The sequence below is a fragment of the Ruegeria sp. HKCCA5491 genome, assembly GCF_013034565.1.
Lineage (GTDB): Bacteria > Pseudomonadota > Alphaproteobacteria > Rhodobacterales > Rhodobacteraceae > Ruegeria.
In genome coordinates this window covers 61,900-86,653 of sequence record NZ_WQGG01000003.1, presented here as the reverse complement: position 1 = coordinate 86,653, position 24,754 = coordinate 61,900, and the positions used below count along the sequence as shown (strand labels likewise).

Here is a 24,754-nt window from a genome sequence, read left to right as displayed (position 1 = left end):
CAGAGGCGGATTAGGATCAGTAGGCCACGCAGTGACGCACCGCGGGTGGCGGTGTCGGCAACAAGGATATCTGCGCGGTTGATCATAGGATTGAGGTTATACAACCCATGCCGGGAATGAAAAGAAGGAATTTGCGTATAGCCGTCAGAAGGTTTTCATTTTCGACCCGGTTGATCCATGCGACCTGGCAGCTAGGTCACTGATGATGAAGTCAGCTCTTGTCATCGGTGCATCAGGCGGAATTGGTAGCGCTTTGTGCCAAGGATTGCGACAGCGCGGTGTATTGGCGACGGGCTTGTCCCGGTCGTCTGATGGTTTTGACGTGACAGACCCTGAAAGCGTGGATCGGGGGTTGGATAAGCAGAATGGCCCGTTTGACATGATCTTGATCGCCACTGGCGCGCTGGAGGTGAACGGGGCCGAGCCAGAAAAGACGATCAAGTCAATCTCGGCACCTGTCATGATGGATCAATTCGCACTCAACGCGGTCGGGCCGGCGCTGGTACTTGGGCACGCACATAAGTTGTTGCCGCGCGACAGGCAATGCGTCGTCGCGATCCTGTCTGCCCGCGTCGGGTCGATCGGCGATAACCGTTTGGGTGGGTGGATCAGCTATCGCGCAGCCAAGGCTGCCTTGAACCAGATCGTGCGCACAGCGGCGATAGAATTGGCGCGCACGCATCCGCAATCCATTTGCGTCGCCTTGCATCCAGGGACAGTTCGCACCAGCTTTACCCAAAAATATTCCGGACGCCATCCAACTGTCGCGCCAGAAGAGGCCGCCAAGAATTTGCTGGGCGTTATAGACCGTCTTACTCCGGCCCAGACAGGCGGATTTTTTGATTGGAAAGGTGAGACCGTGCCGTGGTGAGCGATGCTCAGTCAGCCGTGGGGGTGTCCTCTTCGGGGGTCTCTGTCGAAGGTGTTACTGCAGGCTCTGCCACGTTTTCTTCTGGAAGCACTCCGTTTTCCCAGACACCGGATTCTTCCTGACCATTGGCGTAGCGTATGGTGCCGTCACCGTGGCGCTTGTTGTCCAGAAATCCACCTTCGTACACATCCCCCGTGGCATAGGTTGCGACCCCGGTGCCGCTTATTTTGCCATCGACCCATCCACCGGTATAGGTGAAGCCGCGCGGTGTTGTGATGGTGCCCTGTCCGTGGCGTTTTCCGTCAGAAAACTCGCCGTCATACACGGTTCCGTCAGGAAAGCTGGCTTTTCCTTTTCCCTGCCGCGCGCCTTCTGCCCAGTCGCCCTCGTACCGGTATCCGTTGGCAAATGTCAGAACACCCGTCCCGTGACTGAGACCATTTTTGAACTGTCCGGAATAGACAGCGCCATTTGGATAGGTTGCCTTGCCGGTTCCTTCAAACACACCGGCAATCCAGTCGCCTTCGTAGATGATTCCATCGGAATACGTATGCATCCCTTTGCCATGCGGCAGGTCCGCGCTGAAGTCACCCACGTAGGTCGAGCCGTCGGGGTAGGTCAGTTCGCCAAACCCTTGGATCTGCCCGTCCGCCCAGTCACCGTTGTATTCGAACCCGTCTGTTCCCAGAAAACGCCCTTTTCCGTGGCGCCGGTCGTCAAGGTAATCGCCGTCGTACGTCGCGCCATTGGCATAGGTTGCCTTGCCCTTGCCCTGACGCTGGCCATCCACAAGATCACCCTCGTAGAGGTCGCCGTTCGCCTGAAGCAAACGCCCCTTACCGGTCATGCGATCTTCGGTCCATGCGCCTGTATATGTCATGCCATCGGGAATGGTCAGCGTGCCCTGACCGTGGCGTTGGCCGTTCTGGACGTCCCCCTCATACACGCTGCCCTGTGCCGACGTGATCTTTGCCTTGCCCTGTTTGGTTCCGTCCACCCAATCGCCGTCATATACGTAACCGCTTGGGTCAGTCAGAACACCCTTGCCGTGATAACGCGCGTCTTTGAATGCGCCCTCGTAGATCACACCATTTGCATAAGTCGCAATGCCGTCGCCGTTGATTGATCCGTTAGCCCACGCGCCCACATAGCTGCCGCCGTCGAGATAGATAATCTTTCCCTGACCTTCCGGCTGGCCTTTCGCAAACATGCCTTCATAGACCGAGCCATTCACATATCGCGCAACACCTTTGCCCTGAATCTCGCCCTCGGCCCATTCGCCGGAATATTCGAATCCATTTGGCAGGCGATAGGTTCCGGTGCCGTGGCGCAAACCATTCAGGAAAGTGCCTTCGTAAACACCGCCAACTTCGTCATCCGCGACAATCACCTGACCATCCTGCGCGGAGGCGGACAGTGTCATCAAGGCCATCGCAGTTGCGGCAATCGAAGTGCGGAATGCGTTCATGGTTGTTCAGCCTGCCCGGTTATCGTCCTTTTGCGCAAAACTAAGATACCGATGGGGGCAGGGCAACGGCTTTTGCCGCATTTGTCTTTTCCTCGCGGTGCGATCTGTTAAATGGCATTAGAACAGACGAGGGCAAGAGGGCAGCATGGCCGACCGATTCCGCATCACTCTGGCGCAACTCAACCCTATTGTGGGGGATATTAACGGCAACGCCGCCAAGGCTATCGCCGCATGGGAAGACGCGCGCGAGGCCGGGGCCGACATGGTTGCGCTGCCTGAGATGTTCATTACCGGTTACAATACGCAGGATCTGGTGATGAAGCCTGCGTTTCATCGGGCTGCCATGGCTGCAATCGAAGAACTGGCTGCCAAATGCGCTGACGGACCGGCAATGGCCATCGGTGGGCCTTGGGTCGAGGATGAAAACCTTCATAACGCCTACCTGATCCTCAAGAATGGCAAGATTGGCAGCAAGGTGCTGAAGCACCACCTGCCCAACGAGACAGTATTTGACGAAGTCCGGTTGTATGACTCAGGCCCGCTAGGCGGCCCTTATTCTGTCGGCAATACGCGAATAGGCAGCCCTATCTGTGAAGACAGTTGGCACCCGGATGTTGCCGAAACGCTCGAGGAAACAGGTGCCGAATTTCTGCTTGTTCCGAATGGTTCCCCATATTTTCGCAACAAGTACGATGTGCGCCTGAATCATATGGTTGCGCGGGTTGTCGAAACGGGCTTGCCGCTGATCTATCTCAATATGGTCGGTGGACAGGATGATCAGGTTTTTGACGGTGGCACATTTGGCCTGAACCCTGACGGCACACTTGCCTTCAGAATGCCGGTCTTTGACGAAGCCCTGCGCCATGTTGATCTTGAGCGTGGTGATGAGGGGTGGCGGATCGCGCCCGCTGACGTTGCGCCGCAGCCGGATGAATGGGAGCAGGACTATCGCGCGATGGTTCAATCGTTGCGTGACTATATGAGAAAAACAGGCTTCCCGAAAGCGCTGTTGGGATTGTCGGGGGGCGTCGACTCGGCCCTTGTTGCGGCAATCGCCGTGGACGCGATTGGAGCCGAGAATGTCCGCTGTGTGATGTTGCCGTCGGAATATACCAGCCAGGAGTCATTGGATGATGCCGAGGCCGTCGCCAAGGCGCTGGGTGTTCACTATGACTTTGTCCCTATCTCGGACAGCCGGGCTGCGGTGACAGAAACGCTGACGCCGCTATTTGCTGGTCGAGATGCGGACCTGACGGAAGAGAACATCCAATCCCGGTTGCGCGGGTTGCTGTTGATGGCGATCTCGAACAAATTTGGCGAGATGCTGCTGACCACTGGCAACAAGTCCGAAGTTGCCGTTGGGTATGCCACGATCTACGGCGACATGAATGGGGGCTATAACCCCATCAAGGACCTGTACAAAACGCGTGTGTTCGAGACGTGCCGCTGGCGCAACGCCAATCACCGTGACTGGATGTCCGGTCCATCGGGCGAGGTGATCCGGCCTTCCGTGATTGACAAACCCCCAAGTGCGGAACTGCGCGAGGATCAGAAAGATAGCGATAGTTTGCCGGATTATCCTGTTTTGGACGCGATTTTGGATATTCTGGTGGATCAGGAGGGGTCTATTGCGGATTGCGTCGCGGCTGGTTTCGATGGCGACGTGGCGCGCCGGGTCGAGCATCTGATCTATGTCAGCGAATACAAACGCTTTCAGTCCGCGCCGGGGACACGTTTGACCAGCCGTGCCTTTTGGTTGGATCGCAGATACCCAATTGTGAACCGCTGGCGCGACCGATCCTAAAGGTATCGCGGGCCGCAAAACGTCTATTTTCGGATACAAACTACCCCCATTCATCGAACTGTTTCCAAATCCCATGGGTTTGTGGCCGCTTCCCTTGGGAGCAGGGGTGGCTGCTTGATGATCTGACATCTTTTCGCCATAGTTTTGTTGAATTATCGCCTCATGTGGGGCGGGTGTGACGCATTGCACTGGGCCACGAGCCTTTGACAGCTATCTGGCCAAATGCGGAACACTGATATGGGTTTTGGTTGTAATGGTCTGGTACGATTATGCGTGAGGAATACGATAAACCTCTCCACTCGCCTTTGCCGTGGAAGTCGATGGAATCCGAAGGGCAAACGCTGGACGAGGCGAAGATTGACACTGTCATAGCCGACCTCCTGAGCGAGGAGACCTCTTTTCGGGCGGTCCAACCCGAATTCGCGCGGCCCACTGAAACCGCAGAGTTGGACGCCGAAGACGAAAAGGTTGACGATCCCTCGGAAACGGTCATCGGTTTCACGTCTGCCCTGCGCCAGAAATGGGCTGAATTGGTCGGCGCTGCCTGAACGTTTCGGTCGCGACTAGAAGCGAAGCGTGCGCAGCGGCCACATATCATCAAAATAGTGTCAAACTCGACTTCGGTCGTATTGCTTCGGCACGATTGAAGGGCATTCATTGCTGTCGGAGCAATGAATAATGAGCGGTAAATGCCCGGCCCGAAACCTATTCCTGTCGAACCTGATCTGAGCTTACCCAAAGCCGTGGACGTCGTTGTCATCGGGGGCGGGATCATCGGCTGTGCTACCGCTTTGGAGCTGTCAGAACGCGGCTTGTCGGTGTTGCTTTGCGAAAAGGGTCATATCGCTGGCGAACAGAGCTCTCGTAATTGGGGGTGGGTTCGATTAGGGCTGCGGGATCCCCGGGAAATTCCGCTGATGATCGAATCTCAGCGTCTGTGGGATGACCTGGACCGTAGGACCGGTCGAAGAACAGGTTTTGTCCGCTCGGGAATTTTGTTTGGTGCATCGGGCCCCCGCGACCGCAACAACCTAGAGCGCTGGCTGACCCATGTAGACGGGCTGCAGACAGGTGCAAGAATGGTGTCCGGGGCAGACCTGAAAGAGCTTTTGCCGGGGTGTTCCACAGAGTTGGAGTGGGCCTTGCATATGCCGCAGGACGGCCGTGCCGAGCCGCAATGGGCCGCGCCTGCCATGGCCGAAGCTGCGCGCGACCGAGGTGCCTCGGTGATGACCAACTGCGCGGTACGCAGCGTGGATGTGCAAGGCGGTCGCGTCGCAGGTGTCTTCACCGAAAGGGGGCGTGTGGCCTGCACACAGGTCGTGCTGGCCGGCGGTGCCTGGTCGCGTCTTTTTGCTGGAAATGCGGGGATCGACTTGCCGCAACTCAAGGTGTTGAACACGGTGCTGCGCACTTCGCCCGCTGACGGACCTGAAACGGCATTGTGGTCTGATGACTTTGCCATAAGAAAACGCGCGGACGGGGGCTATTCCATTGCCTCGGGGCACGAAAACACGGTCGATATCGTTCCTGACAGTTTTAGGTTGGCGCGGCGATTTCTGCCGGCCTACAGGCAAGAGTGGCGGTCGCTGCGGTTCCGCTTTTCCAAACGATGGGCGGCTGAGGCACAACAGGGCCGGAGGTGGCTGCCCACGGATGTCACGCCGTTTGAACATTGCCGCGTTCTGGACCCGGAACCGTCACGCAAAGTTCTGAGACAGGTTTGGTCACGGGCCAGCAAAAGCGTACCTGCATTGAAGCAGGCAGAGATTGTTCAAAGCTGGGCGGGCATGATTGATGTGACCCCAGATGCAATTCCGGTCATGTCGAGCGTCGACGAGATGCCCGGAATGTTCATCGCCACGGGATTTTCGGGCCACGGGTTCGGTATCGGGCCCGGGGCAGGGCGGTTTATGGCCGATCTTGTGACCGGAGCCGCCCCATGCGTGGACCCGGCCGCGTTTCGTCTGTCTCGGTTTACAGACGGCTCGAAGGTGCGGCCGGATCCTGGATATTAGGGGTTAGCCCATCATCTGATAGCTGACCGGGACAAAGCGGAATCCGTCGCCGCGGGTTTCGACAAACCCTGCTGACGGGAAGGGCATGTGATACCCGATCATCGGTACTTTGTCTGCGGCCAGCATTCCCAGCACGTTGCGCCGTGACTGCGTCGCTGCGGCTTTGTCCATGTCAAAACGGACCTCCCATTCCGGATGCGCGAAAGACCAGACATAATGGTTGGCCAGATCAGCGGTCAGCACCAGACGCTGGCCGTTGCTTTCCAGATGATAGACCGTGTGGCCCGGTGTATGTCCATATGCAGCCACGGCGGTAATGCCCGAGGTGACCTCGCCACCGTCCTCGAGGAACGACATTTTCTCGGCCTGCGGGGTGACTTTGGCGGCCACCAGATCGCCAACGCGGTTCCCGGCGTCTTGCGCGGCCCAGAAATCATATTCCGGCGATGCGGTCACGAAGCGCGCATTTGCAAAGGTGGGCGCATCGTTTGTGGTCATGCCGCCGATATGGTCGGGGTGCATATGGGTGATCACAACGACGTCGATCTGATCTGTAGACACCCCCGCATCCGCCAGCGCGGCCTGAATGCCGCCTTGGCCCAGCCCTGTGTCGAACAGAACCAGCTCGGACCCTGTATTGACAAGCGTCGGGGTGAAGAAGAACTGTGCTACGTCGGGTGAGATGAAATTATCGGCCGAGACCTTGGCGAAATCCTCATCCGAGGCGCCTCCGCCAAAGATTTCCTTGGCGCCATCGCGGGGCAGACTGCCATCCAGCAGGGTTGTGACGGTAAAATCACCTAGTTGAAAGGATTTGGCGATGGTCGAGTTGGCCTTGGTTTCAGTTCCCGCAGCCAGAAGCGGGGTTGCCGCTGATGCAAACGGCAAAGCAGCCGCAGCGCCCAGAGCGGCCCGGCGGGTAAGTTTAACGGTCATTTTTGATCTCCCTGTGTATCCCAGCAGGTGAAAGATAGGTCGTCGATATCAACTTGCCACTTGAAGTTACCGTGAACGGGGCCGTGGCTGGACAAAACGCCCATCCTGTGACAAGAGCCGCGCCAACAGGAGACACCTATGACAACCACCCGTTTCGCCCCGTCGCCCACCGGTTACATCCATGTGGGCAACCTGCGCACCGCACTGATGAACTATCTGATCGCCCGCAAGGCTGGCGGCACGTTCATCTTGCGCATCGACGACACCGACCCCGAGCGTTCGAAGGAAGAATATGTCGACGCGATCAAACAGGATCTGGAGTGGCTGGGCCTGCATTGGGACCGGGCTGAGCGTCAGTCTGACAGGCTGGACCGCTATGCCGAGGCCGCCGACAAGCTGCGTGAGATGGGCCGGTTCTATGAGGCGTTCGAGACCCCGACCGAGCTGGATCTGAAGCGCAAGAAACAACTGAATATGGGCAAGCCTCCGGTCTATGACCGCGCGGCGTTGAACCTTAGCGATGCTGAAAAAGAGGCCCTGCGCGCCGAGCGTGGCAACGGCGTCTGGCGCTTCAAGCTTGATCACCAGCGGATCGAGTGGAATGACGGCATTCTGGGCGACATCTCGATTGATGCGGCATCGGTTTCTGACCCAGTGCTGATCCGCGGCGACGGGCAGGTTCTTTACACAATTGCGTCGGTTGTTGATGACACTGAGATGGGTGTGACGGACGTGGTGCGTGGCTCGGATCACGTGACCAACACCGCGACGCAGATTCAGATCATTGAGGCGCTGGGCGGCACATGCCCGCGCTTTGCGCACCATTCGCTGTTGACCGGCCCTCAGGGTGAGGCGCTGTCGAAACGTCTGGGCACGCTGGCGCTGCGCGATCTGCGCGAACAGGGTGTGCAGCCGATGGCTCTGTTGAGCCTGATGGCGCGTCTGGGCTCGTCCGATCCGGTCGAATTGCGCTCGGACATGGCCGAACTGATTGACGGGTTTGATATTGGCCGTTTCGGTGCGGCCCCGACCAAGTTCGACGTGCAGGACCTGTTCCCTCTGACTGCAAAGCACCTACAGTCTTTGCCGCTGGCGGATGTTGCCGACGCCGTGGCGGACGCTGGTGTTCCGACGGAACTGGCTGAACCCTTCTGGGCCATGGCACGCGAGAACATCACCACGCTGGCCGACCTGAAAGGCTGGTGGGAGCTGTGCCGCGATGGGGCCGAGCCATTGATCGCTGACGAAGACCGTGAGTTCATCGCCGAGGCTGTTGTGCTGCTGCCCGAAGGTCCGTTCGATGGGGAAACCTGGGGCCAATGGACGAGCGCCGTGAAGGAGGCCACAGGCCGCAAAGGCAAAGGTCTGTTCATGCCCTTGCGCAAGGCGCTGACGGGTATGGAACGGGGTCCCGAGATGGCCGCCTTGTTGCCATTGCTGCAAGTGATCCGCGCGCGGGGGTGATGAACGCGCCTTGTGGCGCGTGTCTCCGACGGAAGTATTTTTGAACAGAAGAAGGGCCGGGGTTTGACCTCGGCTTTTTTATTGGGCGTTAACGATGGTTGCAGAGAGATGCTGTAGGCGGTCGTCGACAAAGCGCGTTTCGTCGGGTTTGAGCTGTTGGTGGCGCGGGTAACGTGGTTCGACCCGATCGTTCAGGATCGGCGCGTCCCACCCGTCAGTGGTGGTAAAGAAACGTTCGGCCCCTTCTTCGCCAAAGGCGCGCAGATACCCCTGAACGACGACGTCAATATAGCTGAGCAATAGCGGGTGTTGGTCCGTCGGCTCGCCGTGCCGTTCATGCGGAACGGCATATACGGCGATCTCAACATCGTGGGTCAGGGGATGCGAGATGGAATGCGTCGCGGGTACGCGGTCGTAGGCCCATTCCCGTTCATCCAGTGCGGCCCAATCGTTTTTGGGAACATGGGCGATCATGCCATCGATTTCAGAGTCTGCGTCCGGAACCGCAGTCAGAAAAGCGACTGGTCGCAGGTCCGTATGCTTCCATGCGCGTCGCCACCCCTTTAGCCGGGCGGGGCGGGGATCGGGAAAGTCGTGGGTGGCGAGGTTCACGAGGCTGCCGTAGCCAAAGAAATAGGGATCTGCCATGTTTTCCTGTATTCTGCTGGGGCAATTGATGTATGTCAAACCGCCTTTTTGCCAGACATGCAATAAGATCCCATCTTGAAATTTGGGAGGCCATCATGCGCATCACCAAAAGGACGAACATAGCAGTGCGCCTGTTGATGTATTGTGCGGCGCATCAAGACAGGTTGGTGACCAAGTCCGAGATCGCCGAAGCCTGCAATATCTCGGAAAACCATCTGGCGCAGGTGATCAATCAACTTAGTCAACTGAATTATCTCAGCACGCAACGCGGGCGGAACGGTGGTCTGGCGCTTGCGCGTCCGGCCGATCAGGTCCGTATCGGGTCGGTTTTCCGCCATGTGGAGGGCAACCTGCCGCTGGCAGAGTGTTTTGCGGATGCTGATAATACCTGTCCGTTGACAGATGCCTGCCGGTTGCGAATGGCGCTGCAGGATGCGGCCGAAGTATTCTATGCCTCGCTGGATGAGATCACTTTGGACGCGCTGGTGTGTGACAACGACCAGTTGTTGAAAATTCTGCAACCGGTGGCCTGTGCAAGGTAAGTTTAATCGCTGGCTCGCAGTATGCGGGCCGGGCGCACCGCAAGGGGGCGCAGGGCAAAGACAAGGCCCGCGCCCAGGGTCACGAAGATACCGGCCAGTACGATGCCGATGGCCGAAGGCCAAATAACGGTAAAATCCGCGTCAAAGATGAATGTCGCCACGGCCCATCCCCCCAGAACACCGGCCAGCAATGCGACGGAGCCTGCCGCAGCCCCCAGAAGTACTGCGCGCAGGGCAAAGCTCAGCAAAATGCGGCGTCTGTCGGCGCCCAGTGTCTTAAGGATTGCGGCCTCATACCTGCGGGCGAGTTCGCCTGCGGCGGCTGCGCCGATCAACACCAAAAAGCCTGTCAGTAGCGAAACACCTGCCCCGTAAGACGTTGCCGCCGCCAGACCTGCCAAGAGGCCCGACACTCGGTCGATCGCATCGCGCACGCGGATCGCGGTGATATTTGGAAACTGCCCGGCCAGATCGCGCAGAATGGCGGCTTCGGCCTGTTCTTCGGCATAGACGGTGGCGATGAAACTATGCGGTGCACCGGCAAGGGCTGACGGGTTCATGGACATGATGAAACCTATTCCTGCGGTCGAGAAATCTACTTCACGCAGTGAGGTTAATTTGGCCGTAATATCACGCCCCAGAATGTTGACCGTCAGTTCATCACCGAGCTTTAGGCCCATTTCCTCGGCTTCTTCGGCTGCAAAGCTGACTTGGGGGCCGCCCGAGTAATCTTCTGGCCACCATTGGCCTGCGGTAATCCGTGTGTTTTTTGGGGGCAGCGCCGAATACGTCACGCCGCGATCGCCATCCAGAACCCAATGATCACCAGCTGTGTCCCGCGCCGGGCGTCCGTTGATCTGGGTGATGATGCCCCGCAGCATCGGTGCGCTCTCTACGCGGGTGACGGCTGAATCTTTTGACAATCGGTCAGAAAAGCCGGGCATCTGGTCTTTCTGAATGTCGACGAAAAAGTAGGATGGTGCCACGTCCGGCAGGTTTCCTGAGATTGCATTGCGCAATGTCCCGTCGATTTGTCCGACTGCCGCCAATACAGAAAGACCCAATCCCAAGGACAACACGACCGAAGCTGCGCCTTCGCGGGGGTTGGAAATCGCGGCCAGCGCCCAGCGTAGGGCGGGGCGACCACGGGCCGGTTTCGCCGCGAGGCGTGAAAGCCTACGGATACCCAGTGCAGAAAGCGACAAAAGAAGTAGCGCGGCAATCAACCCTCCGCTGGTCCACAGCGTCAGGCGCGCGGACCCGCTGAACCACGCTGCGGCTGAAATCAGCAGCACCAGACCAATGCCAGTCGCAATCACATACACTGGGCGGGGCAGAACCCTTGCCGAGGTCAGGGCATCGCGAAACAAGGTTGCGGCGCGGACTTCTTCTGTTCGGGCCAGTGGCCAAAGTGTGAATAAAAAGGCAGTCAAAAGCCCGTAGAGCGCGGCCTCTGCCAAGGGCTGCGGGTAAAGTGAAAAAACAGCGGGTACAGGCAGGCGGGCTTCGATCAAAGGCGCCAAGACCAGAGGCGCAACTCCGCCCAATATCAGGCCCATCACGATGCCAATGCCGGACAGGATACCGATCTGGATCATATAGGTTTGAAAGATGGTTGCTTTATCTGCGCCCAATGTCCGTAGGGTTGCGATTGTTTCGGTTTTCTGGGCGAGATAAGCGCGCACTGCGGCGGAAACACCGATGCCGCCGACTGCCAGACCGGACAACCCGACCAAAACCAGAAAGGCGCTTAGTCGGGCGACGAATTCGGAAATTCCCGGTGCTCCGTTTCGTGCGTCGGTCCAGCGCATGCCAGTTCCGTCAAAGAACGTCTGTGCACTTGCCGATAGCGTTCCGAGATCAGCGTCTTGCGGCAGCTCCAACCGGTATTTTGTTGAAAACAGCGTTCCCGGTGCCAGCAGTCCAGACGACTGAAGATCCTTTGTGCGGACCATCGTTCGCGGCCCCAACCCAAACCCATCTGCGGCCCCGTCCGGCTCATGCAGCAGGGCTGCCATCAATACAAAGTCCTGAGTTCCAAGCGTAACCTGGTCGCCTGTCGACAAATCTAACCTGTCGATCAGAATTCGATCCATGACGGCACCGGGCAGCGCCCCTTGCCCATCCATCGCGACAGAGAGCGGCATCTCGGGTTCCAACACGGGCGACCCCAAAAGCGGATAGGCGTCATCAATAGATTTCACCTGTGTCAGGGCGCGTTGCGTTTTGCCGTTCAACCGGACAACGGCCATTGAGCGGAAATCTACGACTTCGGACAGAGCTTCTGCCGTATTCTGCATCCAGGCGCGTTCGTCGTCATTGGCAAAGCGGTAGGTGAACTCCAACTGGGCATCGCCACCCAAAAGGGACGCGCCTTCTTTGGACAGTCCAGTCTGGATGGCGTGGCGAACGGATCCGACTGCGGCGATTGCCGCGACCCCTAACGCCAGACAAGCGAGGAATACTTGAAACCCCCGCAGCCCACCGCGCAGTTCGCGACGCGCCAAACGCGCGGCAAGGCGCAGGCTCATTCTGCGGCCTCTTGCTGCGTGTCTTCGGTTATGCGCCCGTCGCGCAACCGGATCACCCGGTCACATTTATGGGCCAAACTGTGGCTGTGTGTGACCAGTATGAGGGTGGCGCCATGTCGATCCCGTAGGTCGAGCAGCAAGTCAACAATCGCAGTACCGTTTGCTTCATCCAGATTTCCGGTGGGTTCGTCGGCCAGCAATATCTGAGGGCGCGGCGCGACGGCGCGTGCAAGGGCGACGCGCTGTTGCTCACCGCCCGATAGTTGCGCGGGGTAGTGATCCCGACGATGCGCCAGCCCGACGGCCTCTAGTTCCGTTTCTGCCCGCGAGAAGGCATCGCGATGTCCGGCCAGTTCCAACGGCGTGGCGACGTTCTCTAAGGCCGTCATAGAGGGGATGAGGTGGAAGTTCTGGAAAACAACACCCATCGCGCTGCGCCTGAAACGGGCCAGTGCGTCTTCGTCCATGTCGGTCAGATCGTGATCCAGCACGGTAATCCTGCCGCCTGTTGCCTGCTCCAACCCGCCCATCAGCATCAGCAATGACGACTTGCCCGACCCGGACGGGCCAACCAGACCCAGCGTTTCCCCCTTGTTTACCGATAAATTGATGTCGTGCAGAATATCCACCCGACCGGCATTGCCATCCAGCGACAAAGCAGCATTTTGAAGCGAGAGTACTGGTGATGTCATAGGTCAATCCAATCGGAGGCGGTCAATTGGGATATGGAGCGGTTGGGATTTTGCGCAAGGCTTTGATGTCGGGCGCGTTTGCGTGCTGCGGCTTTGCGGTCACAGCCGAAACCGTTGTGATCGCGGCTTTGGGCGACTCGTTGACCCAAGGCTATGGGTTACCCGAACAGGAGGGATTTGTTCCGCAGCTTTCAAGCTGGCTTCGGGACAAAGGGGCCGACGTGCGGCTGATTAACGCCGGAGTGTCCGGCGATACCACTGCGGGTGGGGCGTCGCGTGTCGGTTGGACCCTGACGCCCGAGGTGGACGGAATGATCGTCGCATTGGGTGGGAATGACCTGTTGCGGGGGATCGACCCGGCCGTGTCACGCTCTAACCTCGAAGCGATCTTGCAGGCCACGGACGCCGCAATGGTCGAGGTCCTGCTGGTCGGCATGCAAGCGCCGGGAAATTACGGCGCGGCATATAAGTCAGAATTTGACGCAATTTACCCCGATCTGGCCGCACAGTTTCAGACCGGATACGCTCCGGATTTTTTCGCGGGATTGGTGGCAGAGGGCGATCCGAATGCCATCCGCGCTTACCTCCAGCCCGACGGCATCCACCCGAACGCCAAGGGTGTTTCTCTGATTGTCGAGGCGATCGGCCCAAGTGTTCTGGACTTGGTGAACCAGATCAACGACTGATCAGACCACCGTCACAACGGTTCCGACCGGAACACGCTCGTACAGGTCGATGACGTGCGCGTTCAGCATTCTGATGCACCCGTTCGAGGCCGCTGTTCCGATCGTCTGCGGCTGCGTCGTTCCGTGAATTCGGAAATAGGTGTCGACTCCGTTCTGGAACAGATAAAGAGCGCGGGCACCCAATGGATTGTCGCCCCCACCCGGTTGGACATAGTCGTTGTCCTTGAAGCGGGCATATGTCCTTGGTTCCCGTTCAATCATCTCTTCGGTCGGCCGCCAGGTGGGCCATTCTTTCTTGACGTCGATCGTAGCGGTTCCGGTGAATTCCAGCCCGGCCTTGCCGACACCGCAGCCATAGCGAATGGCCTTGCGCGGTTCGGTGACGTAGTAGAGGTAGAAAGAGCGCGGAACCACCAACAACTGGCCCGGCAGAAATTCTTTCTTGATCCGCACATATTGCGGCGTGGGATCGTATTCGACGGCTTTTTGCTTTGCCGTGGCCATTCCGGGGATCAAGCAGGTGGCTGCGGCTGTGGTAACGAATGTGCGACGTGTGAACATGGTGGTTCTCTTCAAATTAACACGGAAATCATAACAATAATGTTGAATGATATCCGATCCGGTCAATCACCGGGACAGAGTAACCGAAAAGTGATGTATTCCTGCGGACACAGTATCGTCGTGGTGCCGCCGGTCGAAAAAACAAGTCGAAAAAGAAAAAGGGCAGGGGATTATCCCTGCCCTTGGAACGGCTTACGCCAGTTCGATATTGTCAGCGCTTTCGCGGCCGTCACGACCCGAGCGCAGTTCGTACGTGACTTTTTGGTTGTCGGCCAGACCGGTGAGGCCCGAGCGTTCGACGGCCGAGATGTGCACAAAGATGTCTTTGCCGCCATCTTCGGGTGCGATAAAGCCGTAGCCTTTGGTGGTGTTGAACCATTTAACGGTGCCTGCAGGCATATCCGTGTCTCCTGTTTAGTGCTGCCCACGTGGATGCGGCAGCCTGGCGTCGTCGGTCTGGATCGAGTGACTGAGCGCCGTAGAAGGAGACAGTAGGTCGAAATAGAAAAACGTAAGCCCTTTGGATATGGCATTGGGGTGGGCGTGTGGCAAGGGTGTATGATTTCTGAGTACGTCGAAAAACTCGTCGAGTTTGGTTTGTTCAGAAAAAGCTTAATGATGGTTGGAGCTCTGGTATTAACATTCCACAGTATTTTTCCTGACAAAAATTAGCGGCCTCACTGTTTGCTAGGTGGAAATCAAAACGTGATTGGAGAGCAGGTTGTTTAGGTATTTGTCGACAATTCTATTTGTTACGTCAGCTTGCACGCATGTGAACTACGATGACATCGCGGCAGGTGAAATTAAAGGTTCCCTAACTCTTCTGTGGGTCGATGAAACCCAAAGAGGATCAGGCGACGGTACCTTCGTTTTCGTGCCGAACAAAGACCCTTTGCGTATGGAGCGCCATGATCCCCGTGCTACGGTTCCCGAGATTCGGCCGCAAATCATGTACACCGATGGCGGATCAATTCCCAAAGCCGCCCAAGCGCTGAAAGGGTTTTCACCGTGGGGTTACGCGCCGGCTTATATGCTCCATGATTGGCTTTTTGTCGCTCGTAAATGCTTGAATGACAATGACGCGACCGCAGAAGAGCAAAAGATGGAGAGCGTGACATTCAAAGAAAGTGTGCGGATTGCGGTTGAAGCAATAAAAGGCCTGGAGGACAAAGGAACGGTCACCGCCAATCCTATAGCACCAAGAGTCATCGCTGCGGCGATTTCCAGTGGCATTTCCTACCGCCTCTGGAATGAAAAAGGCGCCTGTAAGAAAAATCGTATAAAGCCAAAACATCTTGGCCAAATTGACAAGGCTTTACCCGGATTAATCGACCGTAAGTTACTGCCCGCAGATCGCTTTGATAAATCCACTCAACCCGCGAAAATCATAACTACATTCTCATTTGACTAAAAAAGGGTCGACCAAGATTGGTCGACCCTTATTTGTGGTTGGGTTTTAATGGAGCGCCCGATTATCTAGCAAACTTCTTATGCTTCAACCGCTTGGGTTCCAGCGCGTCCGGTCCCAGACGGCGCTTTTTGTCCTCTTCGTAGTCCTCGAAGTTGCCCTCGAACCACTCAACATGCGCGTCGCCTTCAAACGCCAGAATATGCGTGCAAATCCGGTCGAGGAAAAAGCGGTCGTGGCTGATGACCACGGCGCAACCGGCGAAATCGACCAAGGCATCTTCCAGTGCGCGCAGGGTTTCGACGTCCAGATCGTTGGTCGGTTCGTCGAGCAGCAGGACGTTGCCGCCCTCTTTCAGCAGGCGGGCCATGTGGACGCGGTTGCGCTCACCGCCGGATAGAAGAGAAACCTTTTTTTGCTGGTCGCCGCCCTTGAAGTTGAAGGACGAGCAATAGGCGCGGGAATTGACCTGCGCGTCGCCCAGTTGGATGATCTCGGCCCCGCCGGTGATCGCCTCCCACACCGTATCGTTGTCGGCAAGGTCGTCGCGGGATTGGTCGACATAGGACAGCTCGACCGTGTCGCCCAGCGTGATGGTGCCGCTGTCGGGCTGTTCCTGACCGGTCAGCATCTTGAAAAGGGTCGATTTACCGGCACCGTTGGGGCCGATGACGCCGACAATGCCGCCGGGAGGCAGGGCGAAGTCCAGCCCTTCGATCAGTTGCTTGTCGCCCATGTGTTTCGACAGACCTTCGACCTCAATCACCTTGCCGCCAAGGCGCTGGCCGTTGGGGATGACGATCTGGGCGCGGGTCAGCTTTTCGCGTTCGGACTGCTCGGCGAGCTCGTTATAGGCGTTGATCCGGGCCTTGGACTTGGCTTGACGGGCCTTTTGGCCCTGACGCATCCATTCCAGTTCCCGTTGGAGCGTCTTCTGCTTGGACTTGTCCTCGCGGGCTTCCTGCTCCAGCCGTTTGGCTTTTTGTTCCAGCCATGCAGAGTAGTTGCCTTCGTAGGGAATGCCGCGGCCGCGGTCGAGTTCGAGGATCCAGCCGGTGATGTCATCCAGGAAATAGCGGTCGTGGGTGACGATCAGGATGGTGCCCTTGTAGTCGATCAGGTGCTGTTGCAGCCAGGCGATGGTCTCGGCGTCCAGGTGGTTGGTCGGTTCGTCCAGCAGCAGCATGTCGGGTGCTTCCAGCAGCAGTTTGCAGAGCGCCACGCGGCGCTTCTCACCGCCCGAGAGGTTGGCAATATTGGCATCGTCCGGCGGGCAGCGCAGCGCCTCCATCGAGACGTCGATCTGGCTGTCGAGGTCCCAGAGGTTTTCCGCGTCGATCGCGTCCTGCAGGGTGGTCATTTCCTCCATCAGCTCGTCCGAGTAATTCTCGGCGATCTCCATGGCGATCTCGTTAAACCGGTCAACCTTGGCCTTTTTCGCGGCTACACCCAGCATGACGTTTTCACGCACGGACAGCGATTCATCGAGCTGTGGCTCCTGCGGCAGGTAACCGACCTTTGCACCCTCGGCGGCCCAAGCCTCGCCAGTAAAGTCCGTATCGAGGCCGGCCATGATTTTCATCAGCGTCGATTTACCCGCGCCGTTGACGCCGACGACACCGATTTTTACGCCGGGCAGAAAACTGAGGTGGATGTTTTCAAAGCACTTCTTGCCACCGGGATAGGTCTTGGAGACACCCTGCATGTGGTAGACATATTGATAGGCGGCCATGTCGCGTCCTCTGGGTCGGGGAAATCAGGTTAGACCGCTAGATATCCAAGCAAGGCGGGCGGGGCAAGCTGGTGACTTTGTGAATTTCATTTGGAAATGTCGCGGGGTAAATGAACAGGAGCGACCGAGGGCTGTGTATTGAGCGGATTGGCGGAATTAATTGCGGGTTGGGCAATTCCCGGCCGGATCGAATGGATCGGATTGCGCCCTGATCGCCGTTCAGAAATGATTCAGAAAAATGAAGTCTTTATTTCTGACGAAGGGCTTTCAGGTGATCGCAGTCGCGCGGGCAAGCGGGCGGTCACGCTAATTCTGCAGGAACATCTGGCCGCGATTGGCTCGTATTTGGGGCGCGGGCCGGTTACGCCGAAAATCCTGCGGCGCAATCTGGTGGTTTCGGGGATCAATCTGGCCGCGCTCAAGGGGCGTGAGGTGCAGGTGGGCGAGGCCATCTTGCGCTTTACCGTGATCTGTGCGCCGTGCAGCCGGATGGAAGAGGCGCTGGGCAAGGGCGGATACTCTGCCGTGCGTGGACACGGCGGTTGGTGTGCAGAAGTGGTCCGGCCCGGGCGGGTCAAGCTGGGGGATGCAGTGAAACCTGTTGATTGACAAGCTGCCACAGTTCTGAACAACAGCAAGGGATGTTTCGACACGATATTCCATTTGCGCGACCCGGGCGGGTCGTTGGGCTGTTTGGCGGGTCATTTGATCCACCACATCAGGGACACGTGCATGTGACGCTTGAAGCGATGAAAGCCTTTGGTTTGGATCAGGTCTGGTGGCTGGTGACGCCGGGAAACCCGTTGAAAGATCAAGGGCCCGCACCGTTGGAGCGCCGGCTTGCGGCTGCGGGTGAAGTTATGCAGCACCCTCGCGTTGCGGTTACGGGTATCGAGACCCTTACTGGTACGCGGGCGACATCAGATACCCTGATGAAATTGCAGAAGCTTTATCCTGGGGTCCGGTTCGTATGGTTGATGGGGGCTGATAATCTGGCTCAGTTCCATCGGTGGAAAGATTGGCGGTTGATCATGGACAGTGTGCCCGTTGGCGTTGTCGCGCGCCCGGGTGACCGGATATCTGCCCGAATGTCGCCTGCGGCGCGGATTTATTCCAAGTATCGGATCGACGGGCAGGCTCGGCATTTGCTTGGGCGGGCTGAGGCCCCGGCGTGGTGTTTCGTGAACGTGCCGATGGTCCATGTCAGTTCAACCGATCTGCGGTCTCGGGGCGCTTGGGCGAATGAGGTGTTGCCCGAATAGCCCCAGAGGGCGCATAATGATCTGTGACCGGTTGTGCGCCTGTGATCTCTGGGATTTTAATTGACCCATGGCTGATCGTTTTTCACGTCGTAAGTTTTTAGGAGGGCTTGGCGCCGCCTTTGTCCCCGTTGCGGCCTTCGGTAGTCCGCCCAAAGTATCGCTGAGACCGCAGCTTCGCGGAGCGCAGCCCAACGGGGCCGAGCGCCTGATCAAAGCAGCCGGTCTGAAAGGTGAAGTTGCCTTTGCCGTTGCCGATGTGGAAACCGGGGCCGAGTTGGAAGCGGTTGGCGGTAATCTGGGTTTGCCCCCGGCCAGCGTGGGCAAAGCTTTGACGGCCCTTTATGCATTGGATGTGTTGGGTCCTGACTATCGGTTCGAAACAAAACTGGTTGCGGACGGGCCGGTTGAAAATGGTGTCCTGAAAGGCGATTTGGTTCTTGTTGGCGGTGGTGATCCGCTGTTGGACACTGATGCGCTGGCGACGATGGCGGCTAATCTGCGTGAGGCGGGTGTAATCGAAGTGCGCGGCGCGTTCAAGGTGTATGACGGAGCCTTGCCCTACGTGTTCAGCATTGACCCCGGTCAGCCGGATCACTTGGGTTATAGCCCGGCCGTCAGTGGAATATCTCTTAACTTCAACCGGGTAAATTTTGAATGGAAGCGCGAGGGGACGGACTACGACATTGCGATGGACGCACGAAGCGCGCGGTATAATCCAGCGGTCGATATGGCGACTATGCGGGTCGAGGGGCGCAAGACTCCGATCTATACCTATGAGCCAAGCGCGCGGCAGGATCGCTGGACTGTCGCTAAGGCCGCACTGGGCAATGGGGGGGCGCGTTGGTTACCTGTTCGCAAGCCCGCCCTTTACGCGGGTGATGTATTCCGAACACTGGCCCGGTCTAATGGGATCGTACTGGACCGCGTTCAGGTCACGCGCGAGATGCCTCAGGGTACGGACCTGGTTGTTCATTTAAGTGATCCGCTTGACGGTATTCTTCGTGGGATGCTGAAGTATTCGACCAACTTGACCGCTGAATTGGTTGGAATGACAGCGTCGAAAGCACGGGGCGCAGACCTTCAGACCTTACCGGACTCAGCCGCAGAGATGAATCGCTGGGCTGCCGAGACATATGGCGTAAACGGGATCGCCATGGTTGATCACTCGGGCCTTGGTGATGCGTCCCGTGTCGCCCCCGAAGATTTGGTCAAGGCGCTGATCGAAGCACAAAAAACCGGTGCCCTTCGGCCCTTGTTGAAAAAGTTCACTTTGGCAGACAGCCAGGGGCGCCCAGTCAAGGACCACCCAATCAAGGTAGACGCCAAAACCGGGACGTTGAATTTTGTGTCCGGGTTGGGCGGGTTCATCACGACGCCGGATGGGTCCGAGCTGGCGTTCGCCATCTTCACGGCTGATGTTGATCATCGGGCCACGATCCCACGGGCCCAGCGCGAGCGTCCGCAGGGCGCGCGCAGTTGGAACAGTCGTTCTCGCAGATTACAGCGCGCCTTGATCGAGCGTTGGGGAACCCTGAACGGCGGTTGAAATCAGGTAGTGTGACGCGCCCGTGCGCCCCGTTCGATTGCGGCGGCGTGCAGCCTGTCGATGTTCAATTCGTACCGGATTTCTTCCAACAGGCGCAGCTCGGTTTCCGCAAGAGATCCATCAGCCGCGGCAACATCGCAAGCCAGAGCATAGGCCGTTTCGTGCAGACGTTCGGGCAAGTTGTCCCGGATCAGACCGAAAAGCGCATCCAGCCCGTCTTCTTGTTCGAACAGGTCAAATACGATTTGCGAAACACGCCGTGTCCGGTCGATGTCGTATTTGGCAAAGACCGGCAGCATGTTCACCGCGCCTTCGATTTTGACCAGTTCAGCAGTGCGTATGGTTTCGTCAGAGGCAGAGATCGCAACCATGATCGCGACAAGGCAATCTTGGGGGGACATAGGATGAGGTACTTGATCGGTCATGGTGTCGTCCTGATTAGGCTTTCTGCATCCGCACGATAGGAGGGCTGGCGGGCAGGTTCAACGGATTTTGCTTTGCCGCTGTTAGAGAATGGGCAAAGGCCCGCGTGTTTTTGTCTGGCGCAGCACAAAATTGCTGCGCGTGTCGCGAACCAAACCGGATTTTAAAAGGCGTTGCATGATGAAATGCTCAAGCTCTTCGGGGGTTTTGGCATAGACCTTGAGGATAAAGTCGTGATCCCCGGTAATTGAGGCGCACTCGACAATTTGCGGTTCGGTTTCGATCAGGCGCAGGAAGGCGTTGATGCTGTCTTCCTGATGTTCGCGCAGGGCTACATGGACATAGGCGATTGCGTTCAGCCCAACGGACTTGGCGCGTATCTGAGCCGTATAGCCCGCGATAATACCGACGGCCTCTAGATCGCGCACGCGCCGCCAGCATTGTGACGCGGATAATCCTGTTCGGTCAGAAAGCTCCTGCATGGACAAACGACCATCGGCCTGAAGCTCTTGCAGAATGGCGATATCGGCGGTTTGAAGATTTCGTGTCATATTTTTCATTTTTTCGACATGTATCTGCCAAAATATCGAAATTTCCGGATGAATCCAAACCAAATCTCCCGTTCGACGTAGCTAAAATTCTCTTGAGGAGGAAACGTGATGCCGAAGTCGACCAAATACGTCGCCAAAGTCGCCGATGCGCGCGGACATATTGCCTATTCGCCGGAAGAGGACGCCGTTTGGGCCGATCTCTACGCAGCTCAAGAGGCAAATGTTAAACGTTATATGGCTCAGGATTACCTGGACGGGTTGGCTCGTCTGGATATGCCGAAAACGTCCGTACCTTCTTGCGCCGCAATCTCAGAGCGGCTTTTGGACCTTACCGGTTGGCGGGTGCAGCCGGTGCCTGCCCTGATTGGGTTCAAAACCTTTTTTGGTATGTTGGCCGACCGCGTTTTCCCAGCCGCATCCTTTATCCGCTCGCGCGTGGATTTTGATTACATCGAAGAGCCCGATATTTTTCATGAGATCTTTGGCCATACTCCCTTGCTGAGTGATCCGCGCTTCGCCGCCTTTAGCCATGCGATTGGCAAGGCCGGTGTTCAGGCCGGTGCAAAGGACTATTCGTGGCTGATCCGCCTTTACTGGTTCTCGATCGAATTTGGTTTGCGCCGTCAAAACGGCCAGATCAAGGCGCTTGGATCGGGTCTTGCCTCGTCGCCGACAGAGTTGGTCTATGCCGTGGAAAGCGACATACCTGACCGGGATCCGTTCGACGTTCTTACGATCCTGCGTACCCCTTATCGGATCGACATGCATCAAATGGGCTATTTCGTGCTAAACTCGCCCGAAAACCTGTTTGAGGCCGCCGACCGAGACCTGTTGGCTGATGTACGGCAAGCGCAGACCCTTGGGCTGCTGCCGAACAAATTTCCGGAAAAAGTAACTGCAGCGGAGTGAATGAAAATGACCCTATCTGGAGAGACGTGCAGCCTATCAGACCGGACCTGTGTGCCCTGTTCTGGAGGAATCCCACCTTTGACGGCTGATGAGGCCAATACGCATATGGCTGAGCTTGCCGCTGACTGGAAACTGGGCGCAGACGCAAAAACGCTGAGCCGCCACTATGCGTTCAAGGGGTTTGCCAAGGCAACGTATTTGGCCAATCTTTGTGCGTGGCTTGCGGATCAACAGGGCCACCATCCGGATATCGCGTTTGGCTGGGGGTATGTAGATGTCAAATTGACGACGCACGAAATTGGCGGGCTCAGCGAGAATGATTTCATTTGGGCGGCTAAACTGGATCAACTGACCGAGTGATCCCGCGTTTCCAGGCTTTCCCGTCAGGAAAAACCCCAGCCTTTATTGACTCATGCTGCACCGGCACAATAGGAGGGGCCGGTCGGTTGCGTGCGGTGACCGGCACTGTTTTTCCCGATGGAGCTTGTCGAATAATGTCTGAACTGCGTGAAACCGCGATGTCGTCCAAGGCCTGGCCTTTCGAAGAGGCGCGCCGGGTGCTCAAACGCTATCAGAAGGGCGCTCCGGAAAAGGGGTATGTACTGTTCCAGACAGGGTATGGACCGTCGGGCCTGCCGCATATCGGAACATTTGGCGAGGTTGCCCGGACTTCGATGGTGCGTCACGCGTTTGAGCAGATCAGCGATATTCCCACCAAGCTGATTTGTTTCTCGGACGATATGGATGGTTTCCGCAAAGTGCCGACCAACGTACCAATGCAGGAAGAGTTGAAAGAAGACCTGCACTTGCCGCTGACCAAAGTGCGCGATCCGTTTGGGACGCATGAAGGGTTCGCGCAACACAACAACGCGATGCTGTGTGACTTTCTGGATAGCTTCGGGTTCCAGTATGAATTCGCTTCGGCCACCGATTACTATACCAGCGGCAAGTTTGATGAGATGCTTCTGACGGCCTTGGACCGGTTCGAGAAGATTCAGGAAATTATGCTGCCGACCCTTGGGGCCGAGCGGCGCGAGACCTATTCCTGCTTCCTGCCGATCAGCCCGAAAACCGGTCACGTTCTGCAGGTTCCCACGCTAGAGCGTAACGTGGCCAAGGGGACGATCGTCTATCAGGAGCCCGACGGTGAAAAGGTCGAAATCCCGGTCACTGGTGGCAACGTCAAGATGCAGTGGAAGCCGGATTGGGCGATGCGTTGGGCCGCGCTGGGCGTGGACTATGAGATGTCGGGCAAGGACCTGATCGACTCGGTCACGCAGTCGTCGAAAATCTGCCGGGCGCTGGGCAAACAGCCGCCCGAGTCGCTGAACTATGAGTTGTTCAATGATGAGCAGGGGCAGAAGATCTCGAAATCGAAAGGCAACGGCTTGTCGATGGAGGAGTGGCTGACCTACGCCGCGCCCGAAAGCCTTTCGTATTTCATGTACCAAAAGCCCAAGACGGCCAAGCGTCTGTATTTTGATGTTATTCCCAAAGCGGTGGATGAGTATCACCAGCAGTTGCGGGCCTATCCGGGGCAAGAATCGAAGGCGCAGTTGAACAACCCCGTTTGGCATATCCACGGCGGCGACGTTCCTGAATCAACGCTGATGGTGTCGTTTGCGATGTTGTTGAATCTTGCGTCTGTGTCCGGCGCCGAGGACAAAGAGGCGTTGTGGGGCTTTATCCATCGCTACGCGCCTGAAGCCACGGCCGAAACGCATCCTGACCTTGATCAGGCGGCAGGTTTTGCGGTTCGCTACTTCAACGATTTCGTCAAGCCAACCCGCCAACATCGTGCACCTACAGATCAAGAGCGCGAGGCGTTGGAAGCGCTTAAAGCCGCGCTTGCAGACTATGACGGTCCGATCGAAGATGAGGCGTTGCAATCCGTGGTCTATGCCATCGGGCGGGATCGGTTCGACCCTCTGCGGGGATGGTTTACCGCCCTGTACGAAGTCCTCTTGGGGGCCTCTCAAGGGCCGCGTTTTGGTGGATTTATCGCGCTGTATGGCGTGCCGGAAACGATTGCCTTGATCGACAAGGCGCTGGCCGGAGAACTGGTCTGATTTGACCTAATACCGCATGGGGCTACTCTTGGATCAGGAGGTGGCCCCATGCGCCGTATTATTCTTGCTATAGCCTTCAGCGTCGGGCTGGCGTCGGGCGGTGCCGCTCAGGATGCCGAGATCGAGGCCAATATCGCGGCCCAGATACAAGCGTTCAAAGTGGATGATTTCGTCACCGCCTTTACCTTTGCCAGCCCGAATATTCAGAACATATTTCGCACGCCCGAGAATTTCGGGGCGATGGTGCGAAATGGCTATCCGATGGTCTGGCGACCGTCCGAAGTAAGGTTTCTGGAGCTGCGCGAAGTGGCCGGAGCTTTGTGGCAGAAGGTGATGATCGTCGATGGGGATGGGCGTGCCCATATCCTTGATTATCAAATGATCCAGCTTGAAAGCGGGTGGAAGATCAACGGCGTCCAATTGCTTGGAAATTCCGACCCGTCCGCCTGATGCAACGCCTCCGTTACGGAGGCGTGACGGGCGATTAATTCCTTTTCGATTAACAGGGGGTTCGGGCATATCGCTCGAAACCCCATCTCTACGGGGTTTGCAGCACCTGCGGATACTTCGTGTGTGGGGAACGTGTGGGGCGAGAGGTGGTTCTGAAAACCCCCGGAGTGCCGAGGATGGCCT

General features: G+C 57.4%; 25 protein-coding genes. 15 read left to right on the top strand and 10 right to left on the bottom strand.

The window, feature by feature from the left end; genetic code table 11:
* Positions 1 to 205 precede the first annotated feature (205 nt).
* A complete protein-coding gene (locus GOV88_RS06030) occupies positions 206 to 871 on the top strand; it encodes an SDR family NAD(P)-dependent oxidoreductase (RefSeq protein WP_171239849.1) in 666 nt (221 codons plus the stop codon).
* A 7-nt stretch (positions 872 to 878) separates the two neighbouring features.
* Here the strand turns inward: GOV88_RS06030 and GOV88_RS06025 are convergent, their stop codons facing one another.
* Positions 879 to 2,339, bottom strand: a complete 1,461-nt coding sequence (locus tag GOV88_RS06025; RefSeq protein WP_171239848.1) for an MORN repeat-containing protein — start codon at positions 2,337 to 2,339, stop codon at positions 879 to 881.
* 145 nt (positions 2,340 to 2,484) lie between these two features.
* On the opposite strand from GOV88_RS06025, the gene GOV88_RS06020 reads away from it, so the two are divergent.
* The 3 genes from GOV88_RS06020 to GOV88_RS06010 all read left to right on the top strand — a co-directional run bounded on the left by GOV88_RS06020 (position 2,485) and on the right by GOV88_RS06010 (position 6,161).
* Positions 2,485 to 4,143: an NAD+ synthase gene (locus GOV88_RS06020; RefSeq protein WP_171211808.1), complete on the top strand. Its 1,659-nt coding sequence runs from the start codon at positions 2,485 to 2,487 to the stop codon at positions 4,141 to 4,143.
* Positions 4,144 to 4,412: 269 nt separating this feature from the next.
* Positions 4,413 to 4,691 carry a hypothetical protein gene (locus GOV88_RS06015; protein ID WP_171122459.1) on the top strand — a complete coding sequence of 93 codons (279 nt, stop codon included), beginning with the start codon at positions 4,413 to 4,415 and terminating at the stop codon, positions 4,689 to 4,691.
* Positions 4,692 to 4,832: 141 nt separating this feature from the next.
* Positions 4,833 to 6,161 (top strand): FAD-binding oxidoreductase, encoded by a 1,329-nt coding sequence (locus GOV88_RS06010; RefSeq protein WP_171239847.1) that lies wholly within the window; start codon positions 4,833 to 4,835, stop codon positions 6,159 to 6,161.
* A gap of 3 nt (positions 6,162 to 6,164) precedes the next feature.
* On the opposite strand, the gene GOV88_RS06005 is transcribed toward GOV88_RS06010, so the two are convergent.
* Complete coding sequence (locus GOV88_RS06005; RefSeq protein ID WP_171211810.1) at positions 6,165 to 7,097, bottom strand: MBL fold metallo-hydrolase; 933 nt, start codon at positions 7,095 to 7,097, stop codon at positions 6,165 to 6,167.
* Between the two features lie 138 nt (positions 7,098 to 7,235).
* Between GOV88_RS06005 and gltX the strand changes: the two genes are divergently transcribed.
* Positions 7,236 to 8,561 carry a glutamate--tRNA ligase gene (gene gltX, locus GOV88_RS06000; protein WP_171239846.1) on the top strand — a complete coding sequence of 442 codons (1,326 nt, stop codon included), beginning with the start codon at positions 7,236 to 7,238 and terminating at the stop codon, positions 8,559 to 8,561.
* A gap of 78 nt (positions 8,562 to 8,639) precedes the next feature.
* Here the strand turns inward: gltX and GOV88_RS05995 are convergent, their stop codons facing one another.
* Entirely contained in the window at positions 8,640 to 9,209 is a 570-nt protein-coding gene (locus tag GOV88_RS05995) for a gamma-glutamylcyclotransferase family protein (RefSeq protein ID WP_171122451.1), read from the bottom strand.
* 95 nt (positions 9,210 to 9,304) lie between these two features.
* Between GOV88_RS05995 and GOV88_RS05990 the strand changes: the two genes are divergently transcribed.
* Positions 9,305 to 9,751, top strand: coding sequence for an Rrf2 family transcriptional regulator (locus GOV88_RS05990; RefSeq protein WP_171239845.1), 447 nt, complete (start codon positions 9,305 to 9,307; stop codon positions 9,749 to 9,751).
* Positions 9,752 to 9,753: 2 nt separating this feature from the next.
* Here GOV88_RS05990 and GOV88_RS05985 read toward each other — a convergent pair whose 3' ends face one another.
* Both GOV88_RS05985 and GOV88_RS05980 read right to left on the bottom strand, forming a co-directional pair.
* Entirely contained in the window at positions 9,754 to 12,282 is a 2,529-nt protein-coding gene (locus tag GOV88_RS05985; protein WP_171239844.1) for an ABC transporter permease, read from the bottom strand.
* Positions 12,279 to 12,974, bottom strand: coding sequence for an ABC transporter ATP-binding protein (locus GOV88_RS05980; protein ID WP_171239843.1), 696 nt, complete (start codon positions 12,972 to 12,974; stop codon positions 12,279 to 12,281). The genes GOV88_RS05985 and GOV88_RS05980 overlap by 4 nt, the downstream gene beginning before the upstream one ends.
* Positions 12,975 to 13,039: 65 nt before the next feature.
* On the opposite strand from GOV88_RS05980, the gene GOV88_RS05975 reads away from it, so the two are divergent.
* The gene (locus tag GOV88_RS05975) at positions 13,040 to 13,660 is read left to right on the top strand and encodes an arylesterase (RefSeq protein ID WP_171239961.1); all 621 of its coding nucleotides are present in this window, start codon (positions 13,040 to 13,042) and stop codon (positions 13,658 to 13,660) included.
* Here GOV88_RS05975 and GOV88_RS05970 read toward each other — a convergent pair whose 3' ends face one another.
* Together GOV88_RS05970 and GOV88_RS05965 are read right to left on the bottom strand one after the other, a co-directional pair.
* Positions 13,661 to 14,221 (bottom strand): L,D-transpeptidase, encoded by a 561-nt coding sequence (locus tag GOV88_RS05970; RefSeq protein ID WP_171239842.1) that lies wholly within the window; start codon positions 14,219 to 14,221, stop codon positions 13,661 to 13,663.
* A gap of 192 nt (positions 14,222 to 14,413) precedes the next feature.
* A complete protein-coding gene (locus GOV88_RS05965; RefSeq protein ID WP_170378838.1) occupies positions 14,414 to 14,620 on the bottom strand; it encodes a cold-shock protein in 207 nt (68 codons plus the stop codon).
* Between the two features lie 373 nt (positions 14,621 to 14,993).
* Here GOV88_RS05965 and GOV88_RS05960 point away from each other — a divergent pair, with 373 nt between their 5' ends.
* Positions 14,994 to 15,632: a hypothetical protein gene (locus GOV88_RS05960; RefSeq protein WP_171211814.1), complete on the top strand. Its 639-nt coding sequence runs from the start codon at positions 14,994 to 14,996 to the stop codon at positions 15,630 to 15,632.
* Positions 15,633 to 15,693: 61 nt separating this feature from the next.
* On the opposite strand, the gene ettA is transcribed toward GOV88_RS05960, so the two are convergent.
* Positions 15,694 to 17,361, bottom strand: coding sequence for an energy-dependent translational throttle protein EttA (ettA, locus tag GOV88_RS05955; protein ID WP_171122439.1), 1,668 nt, complete (start codon positions 17,359 to 17,361; stop codon positions 15,694 to 15,696).
* 138 nt (positions 17,362 to 17,499) lie between these two features.
* Here ettA and GOV88_RS05950 point away from each other — a divergent pair, with 138 nt between their 5' ends.
* The 3 genes from GOV88_RS05950 to dacB all read left to right on the top strand — a co-directional run bounded on the left by GOV88_RS05950 (position 17,500) and on the right by dacB (position 20,169).
* Positions 17,500 to 17,970 (top strand): MOSC domain-containing protein, encoded by a 471-nt coding sequence (locus tag GOV88_RS05950; RefSeq protein WP_171239841.1) that lies wholly within the window; start codon positions 17,500 to 17,502, stop codon positions 17,968 to 17,970.
* A 32-nt stretch (positions 17,971 to 18,002) separates the two neighbouring features.
* Positions 18,003 to 18,623, top strand: a complete 621-nt coding sequence (locus tag GOV88_RS05945; RefSeq protein ID WP_171122435.1) for a nicotinate-nucleotide adenylyltransferase — start codon at positions 18,003 to 18,005, stop codon at positions 18,621 to 18,623.
* Between the two features lie 67 nt (positions 18,624 to 18,690).
* Positions 18,691 to 20,169 (top strand): D-alanyl-D-alanine carboxypeptidase/D-alanyl-D-alanine-endopeptidase, encoded by a 1,479-nt coding sequence (gene dacB, locus GOV88_RS05940; protein WP_171239840.1) that lies wholly within the window; start codon positions 18,691 to 18,693, stop codon positions 20,167 to 20,169.
* A gap of 2 nt (positions 20,170 to 20,171) precedes the next feature.
* Here dacB and GOV88_RS05935 read toward each other — a convergent pair whose 3' ends face one another.
* Entirely contained in the window at positions 20,172 to 20,594 is a 423-nt protein-coding gene (locus GOV88_RS05935; RefSeq protein WP_171239839.1) for a tellurite resistance TerB family protein, read from the bottom strand.
* A gap of 81 nt (positions 20,595 to 20,675) precedes the next feature.
* Complete coding sequence (locus tag GOV88_RS05930) at positions 20,676 to 21,143, bottom strand: Lrp/AsnC family transcriptional regulator (protein WP_171211819.1); 468 nt, start codon at positions 21,141 to 21,143, stop codon at positions 20,676 to 20,678.
* Between the two features lie 108 nt (positions 21,144 to 21,251).
* Between GOV88_RS05930 and phhA the strand changes: the two genes are divergently transcribed.
* The 4 genes from phhA (at position 21,252) to GOV88_RS05910 (ending at position 24,571) form a co-directional block, all read left to right on the top strand.
* Entirely contained in the window at positions 21,252 to 22,052 is an 801-nt protein-coding gene (gene phhA / locus GOV88_RS05925; RefSeq protein WP_171239838.1) for a phenylalanine 4-monooxygenase, read from the top strand.
* A gap of 78 nt (positions 22,053 to 22,130) precedes the next feature.
* Positions 22,131 to 22,412: a 4a-hydroxytetrahydrobiopterin dehydratase gene (locus tag GOV88_RS05920; protein ID WP_254429142.1), complete on the top strand. Its 282-nt coding sequence runs from the start codon at positions 22,131 to 22,133 to the stop codon at positions 22,410 to 22,412.
* Between the two features lie 134 nt (positions 22,413 to 22,546).
* A complete protein-coding gene (locus GOV88_RS05915; protein ID WP_171239837.1) occupies positions 22,547 to 24,121 on the top strand; it encodes a lysine--tRNA ligase in 1,575 nt (524 codons plus the stop codon).
* 48 nt (positions 24,122 to 24,169) lie between these two features.
* Positions 24,170 to 24,571 carry a DUF4864 domain-containing protein gene (locus GOV88_RS05910; protein WP_171239836.1) on the top strand — a complete coding sequence of 134 codons (402 nt, stop codon included), beginning with the start codon at positions 24,170 to 24,172 and terminating at the stop codon, positions 24,569 to 24,571.
* The last annotated feature ends 183 nt before the right edge of the window (positions 24,572 to 24,754 follow it).